Origin of the sequence: Pseudomonas sp. PDM02 (assembly GCF_014852285.1) — a bacterium.
Classification (GTDB): domain Bacteria; phylum Pseudomonadota; class Gammaproteobacteria; order Pseudomonadales; family Pseudomonadaceae; genus Aquipseudomonas; species Aquipseudomonas migulae.
In genome coordinates this window covers 44,152-66,033 of the sequence record NZ_JACVBL010000006.1, presented here as the reverse complement: position 1 = coordinate 66,033, position 21,882 = coordinate 44,152, and the positions used below count along the sequence as shown (strand labels likewise).

At 48.6% G+C, this 21,882-nt stretch carries 12 protein-coding genes and 3 pseudogenes; 9 read left to right on the top strand and 6 right to left on the bottom strand.

What is annotated here, in order from left to right; translation table 11 throughout:
• Nucleotides 1-538: 538 nt before the first annotated feature.
• From IB245_RS12040 to IB245_RS12030, 3 genes are all read left to right on the top strand, one after another.
• Nucleotides 539-1,588 carry a hypothetical protein gene (locus IB245_RS12040; protein WP_192227681.1) on the top strand — a complete coding sequence of 350 codons (1,050 nt, stop codon included), beginning with the start codon at nucleotides 539-541 and terminating at the stop codon, nucleotides 1,586-1,588.
• Between the two features lie 651 nt (nucleotides 1,589-2,239).
• A complete protein-coding gene (locus IB245_RS12035) occupies nucleotides 2,240-3,268 on the top strand; it encodes a hypothetical protein (RefSeq protein ID WP_192227680.1) in 1,029 nt (342 codons plus the stop codon).
• A gap of 23 nt (nucleotides 3,269-3,291) precedes the next feature.
• Nucleotides 3,292-4,209, top strand: coding sequence for a hypothetical protein (locus IB245_RS12030; RefSeq protein WP_192227679.1), 918 nt, complete (start codon nucleotides 3,292-3,294; stop codon nucleotides 4,207-4,209).
• Between the two features lie 575 nt (nucleotides 4,210-4,784).
• Here the strand turns inward: IB245_RS12030 and IB245_RS12025 are convergent.
• Together IB245_RS12025 and IB245_RS12020 are read right to left on the bottom strand one after the other, a co-directional pair.
• A complete protein-coding gene (locus tag IB245_RS12025; protein ID WP_192227678.1) occupies nucleotides 4,785-5,738 on the bottom strand; it encodes a retron St85 family RNA-directed DNA polymerase in 954 nt (317 codons plus the stop codon).
• The gene (locus IB245_RS12020; protein ID WP_192227677.1) at nucleotides 5,735-6,682 is read right to left on the bottom strand and encodes a retron St85 family effector protein; all 948 of its coding nucleotides are present in this window, start codon (nucleotides 6,680-6,682) and stop codon (nucleotides 5,735-5,737) included. The genes IB245_RS12025 and IB245_RS12020 overlap by 4 nt, the downstream gene beginning before the upstream one ends.
• A 657-nt stretch (nucleotides 6,683-7,339) precedes the next feature.
• Between IB245_RS12020 and IB245_RS12015 the strand changes: the two genes are divergently transcribed.
• The 3 genes and pseudogenes from IB245_RS12015 to IB245_RS12005 all read left to right on the top strand — a co-directional run.
• On the top strand, nucleotides 7,340-7,750 hold the full coding sequence (locus tag IB245_RS12015; RefSeq protein WP_192227676.1) for a nucleotide pyrophosphohydrolase: 411 nt from the start codon (nucleotides 7,340-7,342) through the stop codon (nucleotides 7,748-7,750).
• Nucleotides 7,720-8,175, top strand: a pseudogene (locus tag IB245_RS12010) (DNA/RNA helicase domain-containing protein); the annotation flags it as partial. The gene IB245_RS12015 and the pseudogene IB245_RS12010, both read left to right, overlap by 31 nt.
• A 408-nt stretch (nucleotides 8,176-8,583) precedes the next feature.
• Nucleotides 8,584-9,507 (top strand): annotated as a pseudogene (locus IB245_RS12005) (tyrosine-type recombinase/integrase); the annotation flags it as partial.
• A gap of 596 nt (nucleotides 9,508-10,103) precedes the next feature.
• Here the strand turns inward: IB245_RS12005 and IB245_RS12000 are convergent.
• Nucleotides 10,104-13,907 carry an SIR2 family NAD-dependent protein deacylase gene (locus IB245_RS12000; protein WP_192227675.1) on the bottom strand — a complete coding sequence of 1,268 codons (3,804 nt, stop codon included), beginning with the start codon at nucleotides 13,905-13,907 and terminating at the stop codon, nucleotides 10,104-10,106.
• Nucleotides 13,908-15,142: 1,235 nt separating this feature from the next.
• Between IB245_RS12000 and IB245_RS11995 the strand changes: the two genes are divergently transcribed.
• On the top strand, nucleotides 15,143-15,961 hold the full coding sequence (locus IB245_RS11995; protein ID WP_192227674.1) for a PDZ domain-containing protein: 819 nt from the start codon (nucleotides 15,143-15,145) through the stop codon (nucleotides 15,959-15,961).
• Nucleotides 15,962-16,453: 492 nt separating this feature from the next.
• Here the strand turns inward: IB245_RS11995 and IB245_RS11990 are convergent, their stop codons facing one another.
• The gene (locus IB245_RS11990) at nucleotides 16,454-18,064 is read right to left on the bottom strand and encodes a hypothetical protein (protein ID WP_192227673.1); all 1,611 of its coding nucleotides are present in this window, start codon (nucleotides 18,062-18,064) and stop codon (nucleotides 16,454-16,456) included.
• 440 nt (nucleotides 18,065-18,504) lie between these two features.
• Nucleotides 18,505-18,612 (bottom strand): annotated as a pseudogene (locus tag IB245_RS29070) (transcriptional regulator); the annotation flags it as partial.
• Nucleotides 18,613-18,695: 83 nt separating this feature from the next.
• On the opposite strand from IB245_RS29070, the gene IB245_RS11985 reads away from it, so the two are divergent.
• Both IB245_RS11985 and IB245_RS11980 read left to right on the top strand, forming a co-directional pair.
• Complete coding sequence (locus IB245_RS11985; RefSeq protein ID WP_192227672.1) at nucleotides 18,696-20,102, top strand: DUF2252 domain-containing protein; 1,407 nt, start codon at nucleotides 18,696-18,698, stop codon at nucleotides 20,100-20,102.
• A gap of 633 nt (nucleotides 20,103-20,735) precedes the next feature.
• Nucleotides 20,736-20,996, top strand: a complete 261-nt coding sequence (locus IB245_RS11980) for a DUF6124 family protein (RefSeq protein WP_192227671.1) — start codon at nucleotides 20,736-20,738, stop codon at nucleotides 20,994-20,996.
• Between the two features lie 20 nt (nucleotides 20,997-21,016).
• Here IB245_RS11980 and IB245_RS11975 read toward each other — a convergent pair whose 3' ends face one another.
• Nucleotides 21,017-21,880, bottom strand: a complete 864-nt coding sequence (locus IB245_RS11975) for a phosphatase PAP2 family protein (protein ID WP_192227670.1) — start codon at nucleotides 21,878-21,880, stop codon at nucleotides 21,017-21,019.
• Between the last annotated feature and the right edge of the window lie 2 nt (nucleotides 21,881-21,882).

Genomic DNA, 21,882 nt, shown 5'->3' with positions numbered 1-21,882 from the left:
AGTATGCGCGTTGGCTCCTCTAGCCTGGGGGGGCGAATGATTCATGTCCACAGCAAATCGTCTCAGCACTCTGCGAATCCATGGGTCCAATCCACGCTAAAGCTGTCTTCCATGGCTAGATTCACACCCGCGCGGAAGGTAAGGTTCTATGATCGAGCCCCGTAAAAGGTTTCGCATGCGGAAACTTTTGCAGGGCGATTAAGTAGCTAAGATTAGGCTCTTATCGATGCTCTACAGGCGTAGATTGATGCGTAGGAGCCAATTGCTGCGATTCCGACGCACACAAGCAAAGCTTTAAATTCGGGCTTCTTCATTTCTCCGCTAGCTTTTCTTTTAATGGTCCCTAGCTCTCATGGAGACGTCGAATGATGCCTTTCACGACTGATACTCGTCATCGACTGCCCCAAATTTCCCATTTCTATGAAATGACCGAGGGGAAAAGTGCTCTCTTGCAGTCACGCACTCATTCTGCACGATTGATTCCCCAGGAGCTGATGCTATATCTTCTGATATTATAACTGGCTTGATGGGAGGTAGCGTGACAGTTTCATTGGTGACGGTTCGCAGGAGGGGATGGGGACGCTTAGATGAGCATGAGCGGCGGGAGGAGATTAAGTTTGGAGATATGGAATTATTGAAGCAAGCCATCAGCGTAATTGGCCCTTGGCACTATATGCATGGCGACGTAAAAGTTAATATTGAGTGCGATTTTTCCCCTTTTGTTGAAGCATACAAAATCAATACTGAATCGCTCAATGTCGCGGAGCTAAGTCGTACGTTATCCGTGGAGCAAATCGAATCTGCTTTGTTTCCAGAATTGGAATTTGTGGTAAAGGTAACTTTGGAAATTGATGGGGATCTTGGTCGACAACAATGGTATACCAGCTATTTTGTTGAGCAGTTCCTGTACGATGTTTTTTTTATCCTAAACATTGCTCGCCCAGGTGTATGCGATTTTCTTGGTCTACGTATCGATGCTGGAAGAGGGCTAATTACTGAATTGCGACTTTCAGCGGATTGTTTTGAGTCAGGATTTAGAAGTTTGCTGGCAGGGAATTCAATCTTCGCGCCTCGAATATTGCCTCTTTCATCAGTTGTTTATTGGTACAAGAAACTCAATATGGGGGTCAGGCAAAGAGCCGAGTCTGGCGTAGAGAAAGCAATTTTTTCAGTTTTGCATATTTGCTGCGGGGCAGATGCAGATGTAGTTTGGGTTATTTGGGCATTTCATGCACTAGAGGCCATTTATGGTACAAAGGTAGGAGAAGGGTTCACCAATCTAGTTGAACGGATCTCAACACTCTTAGAACTAGATGCTCAGGGCAAAGGAATGTTGAAGAAACGCTTGCGTGAAATGTACGACTACCGAAGTTCTTTTGTGCACGGTGGGTACAGAGTGCACCATCCTATGAAAAATGAAATCATGGATCAAAGCTTAAACGAGGATTTCAAAAAGCTTCTTGAAATATCGCAATTCGGCTTCAACTTAGTTGTTTTGTCATTACAAGCTCTGGTGGAGAATGGTTGGTACGGACTGAAAATTAAAGAGCAAATGTCTGGCGTGTTGTCAGATGATTTTTCCGTGTAGAGGGCGTGATATTTAATTTACGGCATGCGTTGGATTTGTCCCGCAAGCTGAAGGCTCTCGCCGAGAGCAGGTGGACCTCTCGTGCAGGCCGAGGTAATGATTCTATCGCTGACCCTGATGTTCGAAGAATTTGAACTTGGCCACTCGCTCACCCAATAACTTCAAAGGCCTCGGCTCAGACATTGTAATATCCAGTCACAAAGGGCTGGTCGAGACAGCGATCTGAATCGCCCCGAACTTATTAGAGAGTCAGCGGCCGCCTTTGGCCGATTTCTGCCTCTCACCACGGGCAGCAAACGGCCAAAAGCGGCTTGCGAAATGGCTTCGTTAACAAAATGTTCCGAAAGATCGCGCGCAGTTTGCGGCTAAGCCCCCCCCCTCTTTTGGTTGCCTCAAGCCGCCTGCCTAGGAGGGCAACGTAAATTTAGGCTCTAGAACTGGCGCCCGGTCTAAAGTTCTGAGCGCCCAAGAACTTGTGGTACGAATCCCGGAAGTTTTCTCCAGCGCCTAATTTACTGGCCGGATTACCACGTAGCCGGCTAGGATCTTGTGATGACCAAAACCACCGTCATAGCGTGGTACTGATACTGGACAGATGTCGGGAGGCAAGGCATATTGCCATCAATATCGTAAAATTCTTTGGATGAAAAAATGGCTGCGCCGATTATCAAGCTGGAAGAGCAGCTTAGTGACTTAAGATCCAATCAAATAGCATACAAGCTTACAATCGAAAACTTAGGTGCCGAACCAATAATATTATTAGGGCTCGAGCCAAAGGTTCCAGTGGGCGCTCAGTTACTGGAAATCACGGATAACGAATTCGCGGAAGATTTTTCAAAAAAATCTGAACTTATTAGTGAATTGAATAATCTTTTGGGTAGCTATCTTTGGGTTAAATCAGAGTCATTTAGAGAGAATTTAATTGCAGTTCAGCAGGAGGCATTTAAAGAGCTGTTCAGTACGTCAAACCTGCTAAAGCTATATACACCGATATTTTTGCGCCGGAAATTTTTTGAAAACCAAATTCGAAGTAGAATTAAAAGCTTTCAATATAAAATAAACTCCGGTGAAGATGCGCACTTAGCTCAGAGAACTTGGCTTAGTAATGGCGCAATCGATCACAAAGGTATAGATGTTCTTTTTCAAGCTAAGCTAAGGCAGTTGGAGGGCGTAGAGAGTAGGCTAGCAGAAAGTGAAGCGGCCGGGTCCAGCATGACAACGATAGAGCCCGAATCATCATTTTCAGCAACTTACGTGTTGAAGTTTGAGAGGGCTTTACTCGAGCCTAAAAAGTACCAGATGAGTTTTAATGTACGCTATAAACTCTCCGGGTCTGAGTCTCCACGTTCGGGATCAGCAGCCACAAACATACAGATAAGTCCATCACCGCTGAGCTTATCCATTGTGGCAATCCTTTCTGCGGTGCTTGGCGCTATCTTGCGTGGATCGCTCGGAGACTCATCGGATAAATTTGCGCAAATCGCAAACCTTGCTTCAACTGGTCAAATCATGATCGGCCCAATCGTAGCTCTAGTGTTTTTCAATATCTATGAGCACACATCTATCGGTAAGGGATTGGATGTATCGATAAGTTGGCGCAGTGCATTGTTAATTGGTGCTTTATGTGGATTGGCACAGGACAGAGTTCTTGCTGCTCTGACAGCCTTGATTGGTGGGTAAATTTACATCATGGTGGGGTAAATATGACTGAACGCGGTTTCGATATGGTGGGGCCTCCAACTTGGAAAGAAGCAGTACGTGGGCAAGCTAGCGCTTCTTTGTTCGATAATGCTCAGGCTTTTCTCAATGAAGGACTGAATCTGTTATTTGCTTCTAATACCTCTAAAAACACATGGAAGATAGCGGTCGTTGCAATTCAAACAGCTGTTGAGTTGTTCGCCAAATTTCGCTTGGTTTCTGAGTGCGGACTCGAAGCCTTTGTCTTAGGCAATACAACGTACTCGGATTTTCAAAGTGGATCTTTTCGTTCTTTAGGATTCGGAAAAGTCATTGAAAAATTGGAAGATGTAGAGATTTTTGATGAGGATGATCTTGATATCATAAGAGAGGTTCAAGAACTTCGTAATAAGCTGGTCCATTTTTCTATTGAGACTACACCTCAGAAGGCCAATTTAAACTGTTTGACATTGCTAGTTCGCGCTCTAACTCTCTTCGCTGATAGACACCATTGGAATTCTGGTGAGATGAGCGATTACAGGCGCTTTCTTACTGAAGATAATTATTCGAGGCTTATCTTTTCAGAAGATTATCGAGCCGAGGCCTATGACTTTGCGAGTGGCAAGCTCGACTATAGTGACATTTTTCGGTGCTGGCACTGTGAAAATGAAACGCTAGGATATTTCGACTCTGAAAACTATTACTGCTTTTGTTGCGGGTTTTCAATTAATAGCGACTCTGTCGGATTCACGAAATGCGCACATTGCGGACATCGCGATGGTGTCTATTTCGACTCATTAAATTTGACCGCTGGCTTTCATTTTGGAAAGTGTGGGTATTGCGAAAATAAGCAATTTGTTTATAACTGTCTAGCGTGCGAGGGATTCCAGGCCGTGACAGACATGTCTAGTATCGAACGCTGCCTTAATTGTTCGAATGAGTGATAATTGGTGATCTGCTCAACCTATCGGTGACTAAGAGAGTTTAATTAACAAGTTCAATCAAGTTTTTTTACGATCTGCCTGTAGCAGAATGGTGAGCATCCGCTAACGCTAAAAGTTCTCGTTCGGCTACATGGTCCATTGCTTTTCATAATTTATCCCTGAAAGCTATGCGCAGTCTTTCTTAGTTAAAGCGAGTTATCCTAATCGTTTCCGTCTTATCATGAGCGTCGACGTATAAGCCTACTCAGCATAGTCTATCCAGGCCGGAACCTTGAATGCGCTAGGCGTGACCATCGACGGCTCGTTTTTGACTGCCTTGGGTGCTGGATCGCGCAAGGGACTCGCTGCTGCATACGGTGACTAAGCATCAAAGCTGCTACCAGCGATCGGCCGCTTTGGGTCGGGTGTCGCCGGTCGCGACAGACAAAAGTCGACCCATAGTTGACGGTGGCGACAGGCAAAAATCGGCCAAGAGCAGACATTCGACCATGAGGGTGACTTTGCTAATCCGATGCAAACGGCTCGTTACGTCGAATGCAAATGGGTGGGTAAGTCCGTGCAATTACGCAGCAGGCTCAATTACGCTTTTCATCCCGCAACCTCATAAGTTCAGTAATAACTTTTGAAGTGTACTTGCCTCTAAGCTTAGCGACAAACAATGGCTCGACATCTTGGGCAAAACCTATGAGACCTTGCAAATGTGCAATCGACTTACGGTCAAGTTGGCCTAGTATAAAATGATGAATCATTGCGCTAATCAACCGCTTTCTATCACGACCGATAGTCACATTACCGTCGTTGCTCAGCACTAGTCCGGTGACTCGTCGCTGGTTCTTTTTAGAGGCGTGAACCGTTTTATCTGCATTGAGCAATAGCCCAGGCTCAGGTAGCTCCTTGAGAGTACCCCGAAGAAACTCTTCTACAAGAAAAGTTTTGCCCTTTTCATTGGAGGAAAATGTTAGATCATCTGCATATCGTGAGTAGGTAATGTCACGCTCAAAGCACCACTGACTTACGACCGAGTCAAAGTTAAACATGACTGCATTAGACAACACTGGCGAAGATGGAGCACCAATACTAAGCGCCAAACGCCCTGTTACTTTATCGCGAATGCAGCTCATCCTAGCCATATCGGCAATGCTTCTTTCAGACAATTGCCCCTGAAATACTCTGGACAACAAAGTCTGTACATCGACTTCAGTTATTGACCCGAAAAAATTAACAAAATCAAATTTTGATATATATGAGCAGCCAACATGCCGCTCAGCGTTATTTTTAATGCTTGCTCCGTGCTTATACGCCGCTGCGCACTCATGCACCGGTAACTTGCAAAACCAAAAATTCATCATAAAATTTTGGATGATTTTAGTTTCTTTAGCAGGCTGAGCGATCGGCCTAACACCACCGTTTTTCTTCGGGATAGTATAGCGCTTGTAAGCATATGGAGCCCTGACCAGCAATCGAACGACTTCGTGTTCAGAAATCATAAACTCATCTGAAAGGTGTTCACGAAAATTATATTCGCTCATTTCGCAACCCCTAACTTTGCTTGTTCAATAGCCCTGTTGCGATTTCGTTCGGATGTCGCTGCTTTGTAATAATCGACGCATTCTACTTTCAACCTTAATGTATCAACCGTACCTCCCGTTTTAAGAGCGAAGCGGAGCGTATGAAAAGATTCGTTACCACAGGCGTAAAATTTTGAATCACCATACCCACCGATCTTCTTAATAAACTCAAACTCTTGCAATAAGAATATTTTTCGCCGCACATCATCACGATGTATATCTTTGCCTAGTCCCTTAATTGCCTCGACAATCTCGCTTTCCTTAAGAGCAACAAAAAGCCTAATCAACTCGTATATTAGAACGACAATATGAATATTATTGCCAAGAGACAGGCTTTGTGTTTTTTTCAGAGCATTAAGTTCTTCTACAATGTCATCCATAACGCCTGTAACAACATGCTCTGGAATCTCAAGCGGATAGTTTGGATTCCAAGGATAAACCTTAACGCCGCTTCCGTGCCTTTCGTTTATATGCCTAAGAATTCCAAGGTTGATAAAAGATTTATCGTCCGCATATTCTTCAGGTACAAATACTATGAGTTTTTTTTGAAAATCTGGTAATTGCGAAAAAGCACCTAGCTCAGCAATGGAGCCGTCGCTCTCAACGGCGATTGCAATGAGTGAGCAGATGCTCGCAAGATCTGCTTCGAAATCCATCAGGTTTCGATAGACCCCATCTTCATGCCACGACTTAATCTCTTCTGGTCGAAAAATATGGGGTGCCTTCATCATACTGAGCGCTTTGCGCTTCAAAGCATCACGAAGAGAACGGACGGGAGGATCCTTTGCATCTGCATGTTCTTTTTCAGGGACATAGCCCCCGCAGAGTAGAACAATCGGATTCTTGGAGAAGTAAATTTTACTCTCATCCAAGTCTACATCAGCAAGAATATGTCGCGGATCCATGCGAAAAAGGGCTCTTTACCAAGGTTCAGCCGCAGACAAGATCTGTGGACCGGAGCGACGAAGGAGCGTAGGGCCGCAGATCTTGTCTGCGGAATAAAACAACGCAATACAATTGAGTCTGGCGAAACGCCTGACTAAGCCTTCAACGACTAGTATCTGGCTTTAAACGCGTAAAGAGACCTCCTTTCTAGGGCAGAACGCCAGCATTGTCAATTGTAATTTTCAGGTCTCATAGCCCCACATATTCTGTTCCCGAGTGAGATTTGTGATGGCCTCCAAGGATGTGAGCCGATCCCCTGGACGGAATCGACCGACCAACGCGAGGGGCCGCTTTAGGTCTATATCTGACCTTCTTGACCGCCTGCTATTGGCCGGTTTCTGCCATTCGTGAGGGGGTAGCGTCGGGTCGAAAGAAGCCCTCTACTAACCATAGTGTTGGGTCGTTTGTTGTCGATCAACATAATTGGACCGCCCACCTATCTTGCAAGCACTAATCGCTCCCACGCTCAATGCAGATAGCGAACACTGGTGAGCAATCCGGCCGGCAGCCAACAGGTAAAAAAAAAACAAAAAAATCTGCGGACACAGCAAAAACTCTTACAATCCAAGGCCGGATTTCCTACACATTTTCACCACCGATGCCCAAGAGATAACCCCGTGAGCGACTCAGACAACTCATCCGCGCCAATGGTTGACGTAGTGAAGCTTGCCGCATCCCTCCAGCGGTTTGCAGATGATCGCGACTGGCAGCAGTTCCACTCCCCCAAAAATCTCATCCTGGCTCTCACTGGCGAGGTAGGAGAGCTGTGCGAGATTTTCCAATGGATGAGTGATGCCGATTCGATTTCCGCCGCAACAGATCCCGAAATCGGCCAAGCAGTTAAAGACGAATTGGCGGACGTATTGATGTACCTGGTTCGCCTGAGCAGCGTACTCGGCATTGACCTCAACGACGCGGTGACACGGAAGCTCGCCTGCAATGGCCAGAAGTACCCCGTGGATAAAGCCAGAAGCAACAGCAAAAAGTACGACCGACTCTGGTCGCGGGCTATTGTTGGCCTTGGTTGAGCAAGAAAGACCCCACCGCTGCTGATATCGTCATTGGTGACTACAAACGCCAATGGAACCTGGATCAGGATGGCAGCCTATGGATCATCGCTGAGAACTCCATCGAGCAGGTTGGCTGCATTCATACCTGCCAAGGTTTGGAAGTCGACTACATCGGGGTGATCATCGGGCCAGACCTAGTCGTACGTGACGGTAAGGTAGTGACATCCCCGGATGAGCGCGACAAGCACGATAAATCGATTCGCGGCTGGAAAAAAATGATGAAAGAGCAACCTACCCTCGCGAAGAATGAAACAGACCTGATCATCAAGAATACATACCGAACCCTGATGACACGCGGAATGAAGGGTTGCTACCTGTACTGCACCGACAAAGAGACTGCGCAATACTTCGAGAGTCGGCTTAGCCAACACAGCAATCATTGACGGTATCGTTTGCTAGGAGCCCCTGTACCTGCGAGCGCAGGGGCAACAATCAACAGCTCGACCATTGGCTTGATAGATTCAGCCCCGATTAGTTTTGGGGGGCGGAGCTCAAAAAGCACCGTCCATCGGAATCCAGACCACGCAGCGTTCCAACTGGTATTCCAAGCAAGTTGACCAAACAATTATTTACTAGCCAAAACAGATAGATACCGACTTGTTTCAGATTACCCCGGCTCCACCAAATAGCAGTCTAGACCTGTCTCAGACAGTCTACGAAACACCCCAAGAAGCCCGCCCCGTGCGGGCTTTCTTGTTTCTGGCTGTCCTCCTCTGTCCACCCCTATCTCAAGGCTCCATGTATCCTCCCCTGTACCACGGAGGAAATTTGAAACTGAGGGGTACAAGGAAATGAAGCCTAGTGAAATCAAGCGTCGCCCCTTGGCCGATACCGTTCTGGCGACACTAGAGCCAGATACCAAAGAGTATCGCGAGCATGACGGCAACAGCCTTTACCTGCGGGTCCGTCCAGACGGGAATAAGTCTTGGCAGCTTCGGTACAAAAAGCCCGATGGGAAATGGTCATGGCTAGGTCTTGGAAGCTACCCGGAAGTGGGTGGATCCCTCGCACGGCAAAAAGCCGCAGAACTTCGAGCTGACTCCGCTCAAGGAAGCAATCCATTAGCAACCAAGCGAGCCCGAAAAGCGGCAGAACTTGAAGCTGCCAGCAATACCTTCGAACGACTAACTCGTGAGTTGTACGCCTCCAAACGTAAAGGCTGGACCGATGGCACAGCGGTAAGGACCATCGGCGCACTGGAGCTACACGTTTTCCCCGTCTTCGGTAACCGTATCTATCAAGAAATCCTTCCCATGGAATGGATGGAGTTTCTGCGCTCGATGGAGCGGAAAGGAATCATCGAACAGACCAGCCGTGTTCGAGGCATGTGTCGGGAAATTTACGATCTTGCACGTGTCACTGGAAGAGCAACGCACAATCCACTGGAAGGTCTGCACAAGTTTTTGCAGACCAAACCTGTAGAAAATTACGCTCATGTATCCCAAGAGGAATTGCCACCGCTTCTCCGGGCAATCCGAACGTATCCGAGCGCAACTGACATCCGTATTGGCCTTCATCTTCTTTCAATGCTTGCGTGCCGCCCCTCTGAATTGCGCGAAGCAAGATGGTCGGAGTTCGACTTAAAGAAAGCACTTTGGACCATACCCTCAGAACGTATGAAGCGACGCCGCGAACATCTCGTGCCATTACCCCACCAAGCGGTAGCACTGTTGCGCGACCTTCAAAATCTCACCGGTAACTATCAGCTTTTCCCAGCGACGACTATCGCCGTCAGGAACGATCCGAGAAACGAACTGAGCAATCTTTTGTCGGAACTTAACTGCTTAAACAAGCCATGCGGCATACGCTCGACATTGATTTGCATGGCGAAAACGACGAGCGAGAACGCGATAGTAGCGGCACCGATCAGCGCCGCTCCTGTGCCGCCCAAGAGGCCACTGAGCGCGGCCAAGCGTTCTTGACTACTGAAATAACCTCCCGCCAATTGCTGTAGAACCGGCATCGAGAACACAGTAAAAAGCACTGCGGTCATCAGCAATAATATTGCAAGCTTCAACCCATGACGCAGGCGCCAGTGGCTGAATCGAATCTTGACCTGATGCAAACGCAACAAATTCACTGCATGAGCCATCTCAAGTCGAGTTTTTAGCCTGGGCATACTCATCCGGTAAGCTCCCTGATCAAGTAGACACCTGAAAAACAGATCCTACGACGCATTGACGGTAAATTTTTATCACCATTTCACTCATCTACTCTCACTAATACTACTCATGTCAATCCAGGTAGGTATTAATTATAAAAACCCATGAAAGATGGAGGCTGAAATAGACTCCAATTTTCACAAATTTATTTATTCATTAAAATATCTAAGCTCAGGTAGAGGATCAGAACAAGCTTGACCCACCCACAAACCAACGACAGCTTTTATTTCATCATAGCTAGTGGCCTTTAAAGCCTTAGCAAGCCTTATGCATCCAAGTCGCAACTCGGGAACAATCTCGTCAGGTATTCCTGTGCCATCTGGTCGGCTCTCATATCTGAGTTCCCCGAGCATCATATTTAAACCATTAGCGAGCATGGTGTATGAGCTATCACAAAGCCAACGCGGGTGACGCACCACCAACTCCGCCATTAAATCCATCACCCTAGAAAGTACAGGCATACGACGAGTTGAAACAATAGCAACAATAGTTGTCACCAGTGCCACAGGCGGGGAAAGCTTTGAGGACTCAGGATGTTTAATCCAGTACCAAATCACCGCTATTGCTCTATTGGCACGAGACACATCAGCGCAAAGTAGACCTGCTACTAACTCCTTTTCCACGTCTTTCAAATCGTCACTTTTTAACTGACTAAAACCCGTAGCAATTCTAGTGTGTAGAAATTCAGCGCCAACTGTTGACGATTCTGCTCGCACAGTGGAGACCCAAGAAAAAACCTCAGATTTAATAAAAGATTCATACCCATGGTCATCGATAAACCTAGCCACGATTACATCCAAACCGACAAGACGCCCAACCGTCATTCCTATAAGTTCGTTGACCCTCTCAATATTTTTCGTAATCAATGACCATTCATCATCCCACCACTCCTTTACGACAAGAAGACATTTTACAAAATCGCGCCGGGGCCACTTTGATCTTTCCATCGAAACTGACACATTTACAAAAAAAAGATCATCCACATCTAGCTGCCAAGAAAAGCGGCCGTCCGACTTAATTTTCTCGTCTTCTGAAGTAACTCTAAAAGGTTTAACTTTCTGTTTAAGCAACCATTTCCTGAAGGAAAGGTCTCCTGCTTTCTTTAAGTTAGAAACCCATAACAAAGGCGCAAAAAAATGGTGCCCCGGTATAATCGGCCAACCTGCCTGAATGCTTAAAAGCGCACTGACTTCTTGAATCTGCGACTCGTTTATAAAGCCCCAATCTCTCAACCAAAACAGACGCTGCCATACACCAGTCATACTTGAATGCGGACCAGCACTATTCCCAAGCACATCTTTCAAAACCAAAATCAGCTCATCGACATCTCTTCTGACTTCTACTGAAACGTTATCAACCTTTAGATCATCCGAACGCTTTTTAATGTTATGGAACATTACCCAACTGTTCCGATAAACACTCCTTATCGATTCATCATGAATCACAGAAGGAATCGTCGCAATAGACCTCGCCAGCCTTCCCCTATCAATCAAATCCAAATTTTCGAAGCATCTAGCCATACATACTGCTAAGCTTTTCCAAACTTCACTGTGTCGACCGACAACCTTGCTGTGATGTAGCGCTACAATTCGTTCCCCAAACAAGTAAACCAACTCCGAGTCAGCCAACCGAATAATTAGCCGCCCGACCAACTCAAGATGAAATACTGCAACTCGGGTCAGCTCATCCTCATCATCATGTGCATTTTCAAAAAAACGCTCAACCAAACTTAAAGATCGCTGACAAATCGACTTCGCAAGATCCTCTTTAACCCTGGCGACTTGGTACCGAGACAGCCATCCCGCAGAATGCATAAGTTTATTATCCGATCTTGGCTCAAGCATTTTTTTGTTCAAGGTTCGGATCATTACACTTAGTACTCGCTCCATCGAGTCTACGTACTGTACCCACCATGCTGCTTGGCCAAACGAACCTATATCGAAAGTAGTATCGCCCACACGAGGAACAAGGGAAACACGATCACTTAGCGTAAGCCAAGCAAAAGCGGCATCAATCTTCCTATCAAATGTACTGGGCCTTCCGATATGCCTAGTCGTTGAGTAATTACCCAGCTCAAATAATGGGGTGCGACTAATAGGCTGCGACGGTGATGGGGTCTCCGCGTTCAGATCGGCCATCAGATACTGAAGCTCTTGAACAACATCATGATCAATGGCCGCTAAATCTGCCAAACGCTGATTCAACTCATCAGGGTTAATTTCAAACTCGAGTTCGCGTCCTTTCGCCCGGAAGCTCCGGGACCACGTTAAGGTTTTCTGCAAATAGCCGACGGTTAAACATGCCCATGCTTCCTGAGAAAGATAGTGCACTGAACTCGTTCTGGACCGCTGATTTTTTCTTATTTTCTTTAGGCCCATCAGGCTAGTGGTTAGCCCTACTGACACATCGCCAACTTCACCAAGCAACATTCCTTTACGAACATACATATATCCATCTGGAGATCTAACCTCCCAGCTCATAAGAATATTCTGTGCTACATCACGATCTCCTTTATACAAAGCCAATAGCACGTCTTCATAAATTAGCTCATCCTGCAAATGTAAATCACCAGGAAATTTAGATAAAAGTTTTTTACACAGACTTTCATATTCCTCCTGTCTTAATTCCTGTCTGGCCCAGCGCACCAGACTCAGAGCGACCTCTTTCCATCTCTCATTAAAGGAAGATTGCGAACTTACTGAAAATTCGCTTAGATCCTTATGTTCTGAGACTGCTTCTTGATAGGCCGCGTCTTCAGTCTCTGATAAAAGCTTGATGGAAAACTCAGCCAATCCATCATCAAAACACTGTAACAGCACTTCGTTATGCCACGCATAATCCGCCATTATAGCCACACCAACATGCGGAATAATTTTAACTATATGATCCTGGAGCTCCTTAGAATAGAGATACCTAGAAATACGCGAGACACTTGAGGAAAATTTCCGCCTGACATCTCTTGGTGCAACAAACCACGCAGGATAACTACTCCTTGCTTTTTGGAGACTCAAATAACTGCGCAGCACATAGTCCATCTTTTCGTCATTTGTTATTGAAACACCGGTAGGCTGCGTCAGATTATTTGTGAATTCTCCCCAAGATTTTTGATCCGCATTAAGTGGCTCTTTTAATATCCGAAGAAGTTCACCGTATCGGGCTGCGTAATCTGACTCTTCCACCCCTTCCATCATAGGAAGTACCACAGGAGTAACGCGACGCGCTTCTAGCAGTCTCTGCTGTCCGAGGGTTGGAGCGCTTCCCAAAAAAAGATAAATAGGTAAAGCGTGCTGATCGAGCACATCCCTTACCCACCCAATCCAATGTAAAAAATTCGGATCATCACCTGAAAATCCGATCAGGCAAAAAATATTTTCTAATATGGATTGACGTACTAAATTAACAAATGGAGCAGATTGATCGGGATAGCGGCGATAATCTTCTTCGGTAAATATAAAAGGACGTTGTGATGGAAATGAACCATGAAGCTTGACAATTCTCCGGCGGTTCAACATTTTCGATTGAGGGATATCTTCTCTACAGGCAACTACATAGTGGGCGTGATCTACAATATTTTCCGAAGCACGCTCAAGCAAGGTGTCATAATTAGTTGTAAATACTTCAGACCACTGGAGTGTTAAAAGCTTTTTATGCAGGACTCCTGGACTCACTCTATCATCCGGTATAAGACGCTTTAACAGATCCTCAAGAGCAGGCTTAGAAAACACCCTTGCATATTGCTCACCCAACTGAGCGACCATGCTTGTGGAAAACTCTTTCAGTTCACCTTTATCCGGATTAAGTTCTCGCCATAATTCTTTAGCTACTTCATACCATGTAGCCAGCTGGTCGCCATTCTCAGCGTTCCTACTGAACCCAGCTCCAACCATTATCGCAGCATTTCCGTTTTCCAACGCTCGCCGCACAGCATCATAATGCACCCTGCTACCGTCCATCCCTCTCTCCTTTTGGACAAATTAGTTATTCTTTCAATGGCAAGCGCAAGTACACTTTTCTAGGCTTCGGTCGCAGAGTATTACTTGCATAGGTTTTGATCAAACGATGCTTTAGCTCATCGAAAATTGAATCGCCACCGATGTGGCAGCGCGCTTGACTGGCTGCTCCGGTCATCAACGAGCTTTACCTGAGCGTCTGCTTTTGGGACGTCCGCGGCCTACGGGTTACCCAAAATTGAAAACGCTGATGCAACACCCATTTGGCTTGTAACACCAATCGCATCTGAAAGCCGAACAGTGTGCTATATCAATAAAGCTTAATAAATTCAATAAGTTGCGTTATTTTGCAACACCTGCAACACCCGTAACACGTCTTCTCGAGCCCCCACACCCCATAAGTGATAGCACCGCCAGCGAAAACATACTGGCGTGGTGGAATTCGTACGCTCTCGCTGTAAGCCAGGAAACGCTGAGGAGGTGCCGTCTGCCAAAAAAATGAGACCGGAGCACCGACATAGTCTAGGACCCTAGGGGTGTTCGGTAGGTACGGGGTCGGAAACCCGCGAGCTCAGGCGTCTGACCGGAGAAAAAAATCGGTTAACAGTTAACTCAGGTTAACAGGCACCCAGACTGCGCCGGGGCCCCTGAGGAATACCCCTCGACACGGGGCGAGTAACCCGCCCGATCTTGTTAGCAGAAAGGTGCCCAGCTTAGTGAACAGGTGAACTTGGTGAACTGCGGTTCACCTGTGCATCTGCCCTATAGCTCTGGAGTTGGTCGGGGACCCTGGGCAATCGCGATTGGTACGGGGTCGGAAACCCGCGCGATCGTGTTAGCGGCTGATTTTTTGAGGTTGGTTGACAGGTTGACGAAGTTGACACGGTTTACGATCCCCATGCGTGCGTTATCAGCAACACAAAGGGGCATCTTTACCTACACGGTAACGATGCCCCTTTTTCATCATGATCCTTTCAATTTCAACGTTGAAATTTCAGTAAGGTGGGGGGCTATCGCTAACAAAATCCCGCGGGTTTCCGACCCCGTGTTAATAGGAAAACCTCAGGGTCCCCGCCGACCTTCTGATGCGACCGCAGTTTCAACCGACGCTCTTCACATCGACCCTTTTCTCAACACTCACTGACAAAAGGCTCGTCTGTAGATCTAGGTCTTGTAGCGGCGTTACGCCATACTCTCTTGCAAATAATGCAACGCTTTCAGGCCAAGGGAAGGGAAGTATGAGAAAGAAGTTCATGCATGTACTGGTGGCGATCAGCGCATCACTCAGCATCGCAGGGTGCGCCAGTGGCTACAAAAAATTCTATACCCCCTCTCCTGGTGCAACCCCGGAAGCCATTGCGTCTACTCGCGCATCAGCCGCGCCGCAGACACCCGCTGTTGAGCGATCAGCATTTGGAAACACAGATCAGCTCCTGGCAGGTTATGCAAAGCGTGGTTATTTGATTATCGGCGAATCCAGTTTCAACAGTGGTGAAAGCGTCTCCGATGATGACGCTATAGAACAGGGACAGGCAGTTGGAGCTGACTTGGTTCTAGTATTTCTACCGCAATACACGGGATCGGTTACCTCAAGCGTGCCAATCACGACACCAACAACCAACACTTCTTACACCTCCGCGAATGCCACCGCGTATGGGCCAGGGGGTCCGGTATCTGCCTATGGCAATGCCACAACCACGACCTACGGGAGCCGCACGACGTACATCCCCGTCACAGTTAATCGCTCTGATTACGGCGCAATTTACTTTGTAAAAGGTCGATTTCGAATCGGCGCATTCGTTCGTAATTTGAACGACCTTGAGCGTCAGCAACTAGAAACGAACCAGGGCGTGGTGATTACAACAATCGTCGATGACAGCCCCGCTTACAGAGCGGATGTCCTAACCGGAGATATGATCATAGCGATGGATGGGGAAAGGGTTTCCAATCAAGAGGCGTTCACCCGGATGGCATCTGCAAAGAAGGGAGGAACCATAAATTTGTCGCTGATACGACAAGGGCGTGCAATTGAGAAAAGCCTGCAGATGGGCAACTGAAAACGCCTCAGATTAAGCTAACCGTCAGCGTGCTGTATCCCCTGATGTATCCCCGTAATTATTTAGGTCGTTCGAACCAAATGATTACAGGAGTTTTTCATTCAGGTTCAAATGACCCCGGCCCACCAAACAAGCTAGACAAAAAAGGCACTTGGCGATTATCGCAAGTGCCTTTTTTGTGTCCGCATGGTTGGGCTTCGCTCGTTGATCAGTCGCCAGGCAGCCTGACGAAAGGAGCAGCGTCTCTTCAGGATCGCGCATTCGCTGCAACATCTACCCCCCAAATCGCCATCAGTCACAATGGTTGGCTATAGCAACGCCTTGATCACGCGTTGTCGCTGAAAATAAAGAAAGCCGTAAATCCTCGGAAAATTGAATTTTTACGGCTTTTTACCTGGGCGCTCTCCATTCAATTCGGCCAACCACCTAAAACGCCACACCTACATACGCGGTGCGCCATAGCAAACGATTTGATGAGTACATGACCCACGACTACTTCAGGATTTCGCATCGGACCCTATTCAGCACATAAGGACCGAACTGTTGTGCGCTTAAATATTTCAAAACACCGCCATGATGCTCACCGCAATAAACATCAAGATACTCAAGCATCTTTTCACTGGATATCACGGGCACTCCAGTCTTATCCAGAAGTTTATCAACCATCCCTCGGCCTCCTGCCGCCTCTGAAAAAGCGACTGAAAAAGGCGCAAGCGTAGAAACGCCCAGACCGTAAAACTGATACTGCATCGCCGTCGTTGCAGCGCCCATTACAGGATAAATAGCTTCAAAGGGTACGCCAACACCCCATACAACTATTGGATAATCAGGGAAGTCGTGAAAAGACTCACTGGCTGCTACTATTCTATTTTTTGAGCCTTCAACTTCCGGATATAAATTTACCACCGTAATCAACGCAGCCACAAGCGGGATAGCGACACTCAACTTCTTGCGCCACCCCGAAGCCATCACAGTAAAAAACGGAGCAATTAACAGCAAGCCGACAAGTGGAACATATACCCGCAAGATCCCAGGGCGCCCCAACAACCCAAATGCAAACATCGCAGAAACACACAAACCCCAACTTACCGCCAATCGCCAACTTGGCCTGATTAATAGCAACGATAACGCAGCCAATACAGAAACCAAGAGCACAGGATGCCACAAGACCTGGATTCCTAGCCAACCGTTACCCAGTGCAATGTCCTGAGTCGGCACGGAGCCCAACTCGTCCAGCATTGCCTGTAATACTTGCGGCTTTGCAACAACTGAATCCACAAAAAACCAGTTCTCTATCAGGCTTACATCATTAGAACTGTAACCATGGTGCGATAGAATATCCTGCCGCTGCTTAAGGTTTTCTGCAGCACCAAAATCCGTAAAAGGGGCGCGCGCTGGGTTAAGCTCACTGAATGCTCCCCATTCGTCGCCCTGATAGGCTCGGTGGTCGATGAAGGCTGCTACTGCCACCGCCAAAGCGAGAACAACAAAAGAAATTTTCGCCTGTTTTAGTAAAAGTATTTTTTTCCAGCGAAGTAGCGGCCATGCAACGAGAAGCACCAGCAAAAATTCATGACTTCTAATCATATAGCTAAAAAAGGCTAGAACACAGCCGTACACCAACATTCGAAAATCACGTTCCCTCTCATACAAATGCCAGCAGACAAAGGCGGCCACCATCAAAAAACCAGAGTTAATGGTGAATTGAGGAAAAAGTGTTGGGCGCGCAAGCAAAAGTATCAAGACAGACAAACAACCCAAGTAACTCACGCCAAGCCGGAACAACCCATTAACAATAAACGCCCCAACTACAACCAAAGTCCCCATGGTAGCAATGGAATAACCTAATACACCATTAACTTCCGGAATAAATCGTACAAAGTACCCCCACAAAACGTTTGAAAACATAAGGGTCGGTGGAGAACCACTGGATGCTATGCCGTAACCATGAGCGATCATCGACATTGCAACATCATCATTTGTTTCCCATATCGGAAACAACAATGAACAAAGCAACAATACAAAACAAGTGACCAGAGCGAAAGAGCCGGCTAAAATCAGGCACTTCGAATTCATGACTGGCTTAACTTTAAAATCAATCACAAACTTCCACCATTTCTTCCACAAAGACAACCAGCATGACGACATCCTTTGCTGCAGTGCGACCACTGTTATTTTTTTAACAACTATTAAATTAGACGATACTTTACAATAAAGCCCTGCGCTCTACCTATTGTTTTTCTAAAATATTTCGGTATCAGCCGGCTGTTAAAACAGTACCACGATCCGGACGTCTACTCATACTGGTCGTGTTTTTTGTTGAGCTCCCACCACTCTCGGTCGACGTAATGTCCTGGCTCAGAAAAAGGCTCCTGGTGGTTTTCCCAGTGCCTTTTTTTGTGCCGGTAGAATCGCCAACGAGACTACATCAACGTTCTTCCAGCGCCGTGGACAGTCGTTGCAGCCCCAACAACGCACACCAGCAACGACAGCGTGACCCCGTAACCAAAGAAGCCTCGGCCAAGGCGAATTACCGCCCTTCAGTAAGCAAGCATGCTCACCGAAAGAGCGCCCTTCTCCACAGCAATGACTTTGCGCCGCGTCAATCGGGCAAGTTCGGCGAGTTTCGCTTGCGTGAGGCCACGATTCATACGCTTTCTGCGTTTTTTTCTATGAACGAAGTTTCATGGCCCTCCTACACTCAATCCGCACAAGCCCACAACGCAGAGTTGCCATGACCACCCTCAAAGACCGCTTGAAGCAAGGCAAGGACGCTCGAAAAAACTGCCCTCGCAGTGCTCAGGCGGCCACCGGAAAAACCAATCGTGACCCGCTGCCACTGATCAAGCGCTCCAGCGAGGGCCGGGTCAACTCTCTGGTCGAGTTACGCTACGGTCGCATGCTGGTGTCGCCGTTCACCTTTTATCGCGGCAACGCGCTGTTGCAGGCTCACGACCTGGCCGGCACGGCGAACATGGGTCTGGTGTCGACGATCTGTGGTGACAGTCACTTGATGAACTTCGGTGGTTTCGCCACGCCGGAACGCAACCTGCTGTTCAGCGTCAATGACTTCGATGAGGCCCATCCCGGCCCCTGGGAGTGGGATGTCAAACGTCTGGTGGCGAGTTTCATGGTGGCCGCCCGTGACCTGCGCCACGGCGAAACCGTGGAAGAAAACGTCTGCCGCGAAGTGGTCGCCGCGTATCAGCAAACGATGCTCGAGTGCGCGGAGCAAAGTGCGTTGGAGACTTGGTACGAGTCCATCAGTTATGACGATCTGCGGCAACAGGCGAGTAAAGCCACGCTGGAGCACGTGGAGCGCGCCATCGCCAAAGCCGAACGCCGCACCCATGCCGAATTGTTGCCGAAAATCAGTGAACGTGACGCCGCAGGCCGTCTGATCATTCGCGATGATCTGCCGGAAATTTTCCATCTGCACAAAAACACCACGCTGCTGGATGCCGACGATGACTGGTTGCGGCTCGCGGACTGGCGACCGCTCTACGAGACGTTCATGAATGAATATCGGACGACCCTGCAAGCCGACCGGCGCGGGCTGCTGTCGCGCTTCAATGTTCAGGACCTGGCGTTCAAAGTGGTCGGTGTCGGCAGTGTCGGCACGCGTTGCCTGGTGGCGCTGCTGACAGACGAGCAAGAGTTCCCGTTGTTCCTGCAATTCAAGGAAGCACGGCGGTCGGTGCTCGCCGATTACGTGAAGGCCAAGTCTCGCGTGCGCCATAACGGTCAGCGCGTGGTCGATGGCCAACGGCTGATGCAGTCCGCCAGTGATCTGTTCCTCGGCTGGACCACCGGCCCCAACGGTCGCCATTTTTACGTGCGCCAGTTGCGCGACATGAAAATCTCAGCCGAACTGGAAACCTTCGACGCCGAAGCCTTTGCCGCCTACGGTCGAATCTGCGGCCGCGCCCTCGCCCGTGCCCACGCCAAATCGTCCGGGCACGCCGCGCAGATCAGCGGTTATATCGGCAAAAGCGATGCGCTGGCCGATGCGCTGTTCAAGTATGCAAAATCCTATACCGAACAGAATGACCAAGACTTCGAACGCTTCCAGCAAGCCTGTCGCAAGGGGCGTTTGCGGGCACGGTCGGAGGCGGACTTTGCGGCCGATCATTTGCCGTAAGCCCCGACTTTGCCGCGGCGCAGATGAATTTTTCTTCACCCCATCGCGCCCCGGCAACCGGTACATTGCGCTCGCTCATTCAAGAAACTACGGTTTGCCCGCCCTCCCGCGGGCTTTTTTTTGGTTCTTCACGGATTACCGGGAAAGACGCTCTTGGTCTTCATGAAAAAGAATTCGCTGTCCCGGTAGCCGTACGCCATCCGCTTGATGACTTTGCTCACGGATTACGCGTACGACCGCAGTCGCCTGTAGGAGCGAGCCTGCTCGCGATGGCGGCTTCACTGTCGATAAAAATGTCGTCGTCATTGCAGGACATCTCCTACCAAAAACGAAGAAAACGCCCACAGATTTTTAAGGTTGTTGCTCGGAAGCGGGCTCTTTAGTCTTTGCTTGTCACTGAAAACTCAGTGATCGGGTGTGAGATCCCCGGCTCAGCAATTGGAAACGAGCGCCAGTCCCCCCATAATTGCCGCCAGCTATTCGCTGTCCGCAATACTTTATGGCGGCTGTGTGCGGGCAGACTTTGGTCTGGCCGGGTTCCTTTTGCCGGTGATCTCACTCCGCACATAGCTGCCGCCTCTTCGCCGAGTGAGATCGGGAGTTGATGGCTCCGACTACGAAAGGAACCTTCTAGTGGATAAATTAATCCCCGATCCCCCCACCAACAAACCCTATCGCCCCAGCCCCTTTTTCACGATTCTCCCCGACATCGGCACTGAAAACCTCCTAGCCCATGCCTGCGAGTCATTGGCATCCGCCAGCGTCATGACCAGCGATTTAGCCACCTACCTCGACGGTTCACAGCGCAACACCGCGCTGGCCATTGCGCAGATCATCATGCTGGCGGAGCTGGCAGTGAACCAGGCACTGGATAACGTTGATCCGCAGGAGTAGGCAGGCATACCGCGTCATCGTTAATCGCGAGCAGGCTCGCTCCCACACTGGACCGCGTTCCCTTGCGGGAGCGAGCCTGCTCGCGATGACGGACGGCCAGCCGACAGTGATGTCATCTGATCCACCGGCACATCCAGCCGCGCTCGCCCATAAAACGCCAACGCCGTCAGCAAACACGCCAGCCACACGAAGATCCCGGCCCAGAACGTGTGGGACATGTAGTGCCAGCCTTGCAGGACCCGCGTCGTGCCATAGACAAAACCGAGCAGCAGCGAGCCGTACATCAGCGCTTTCGAATAGCGCCAGCGATAGCGGCGCGCCACGAAGTACAACGCCAGCATGGTGAAACCGCCCGAAGCATGCCCGCCCGGCCAGCAGCGCCCCTCACCGGCTTCCCTGAACAATTGGAAGTTTTCGTACCACTCCATGTGGGCAATTTTCCCGCCATACAGGGTCGTTTCAATTGGGCAATACACGCTGGTGTGCGCCTTGAGGAAATGGATCACCCCGGTGCAAATGGCAAACGCGAACACCACGAACAGAAAATCCCGACGATGGTCATAGGTAAACTTCAGCACCGGAGCGACTTTGCTCCGCTCCAGGAATCGGCCAAGACGCGGTCGCTTTTGCGGGTTGATCAGCGGCCAGACAAACGACAGCATCGCGCCGATCAAGGCAATTTCAGCAGTCCAGTTCGGAATGATGCGCGCCCATTTATGGGTGAGCTTTTCAAAGAAGTGAACCTGGTCGAGCGGGAAGGTCTGGGTCAGCGGATCAAAAAAAAGATTACTGAACGCGATGTCGATCTTGGTCATGTCGAACATCAGAAAAACGACGGCTGCGCAGGCCAGTGGAATACCGAAGTTGGAGTAGTAAAAACGCATGG

Bases quoted from the DNA above. Each gene is read 5' to 3' on its own strand.
- IB245_RS12035 (WP_192227680.1), top strand. From the start codon at position 2,240: ATGGCTGCGCCGATTATCAAGCTGGAAGAGCAGCTTAGTGACTTAAGA.
- IB245_RS12030 (WP_192227679.1), top strand. From the start codon at position 3,292: ATGACTGAACGCGGTTTCGATATGGTGGGGCCTCCAACTTGGAAAGAA.
- IB245_RS12025 (WP_192227678.1), bottom strand. From the start codon at position 5,738: ATGAGCGAATATAATTTTCGTGAACACCTTTCAGATGAGTTTATGATT.
- IB245_RS12020 (WP_192227677.1), bottom strand. From the start codon at position 6,682: ATGGATCCGCGACATATTCTTGCTGATGTAGACTTGGATGAGAGTAAA.
- IB245_RS12000 (WP_192227675.1), bottom strand. From the start codon at position 13,907: ATGGACGGTAGCAGGGTGCATTATGATGCTGTGCGGCGAGCGTTGGAA.
- IB245_RS11995 (WP_192227674.1), top strand. From the start codon at position 15,143: ATGAGAAAGAAGTTCATGCATGTACTGGTGGCGATCAGCGCATCACTC.
- IB245_RS11985 (WP_192227672.1), top strand. From the start codon at position 18,696: ATGACCACCCTCAAAGACCGCTTGAAGCAAGGCAAGGACGCTCGAAAA.
- IB245_RS11975 (WP_192227670.1), bottom strand. From the start codon at position 21,880: ATGCGTTTTTACTACTCCAACTTCGGTATTCCACTGGCCTGCGCAGCC.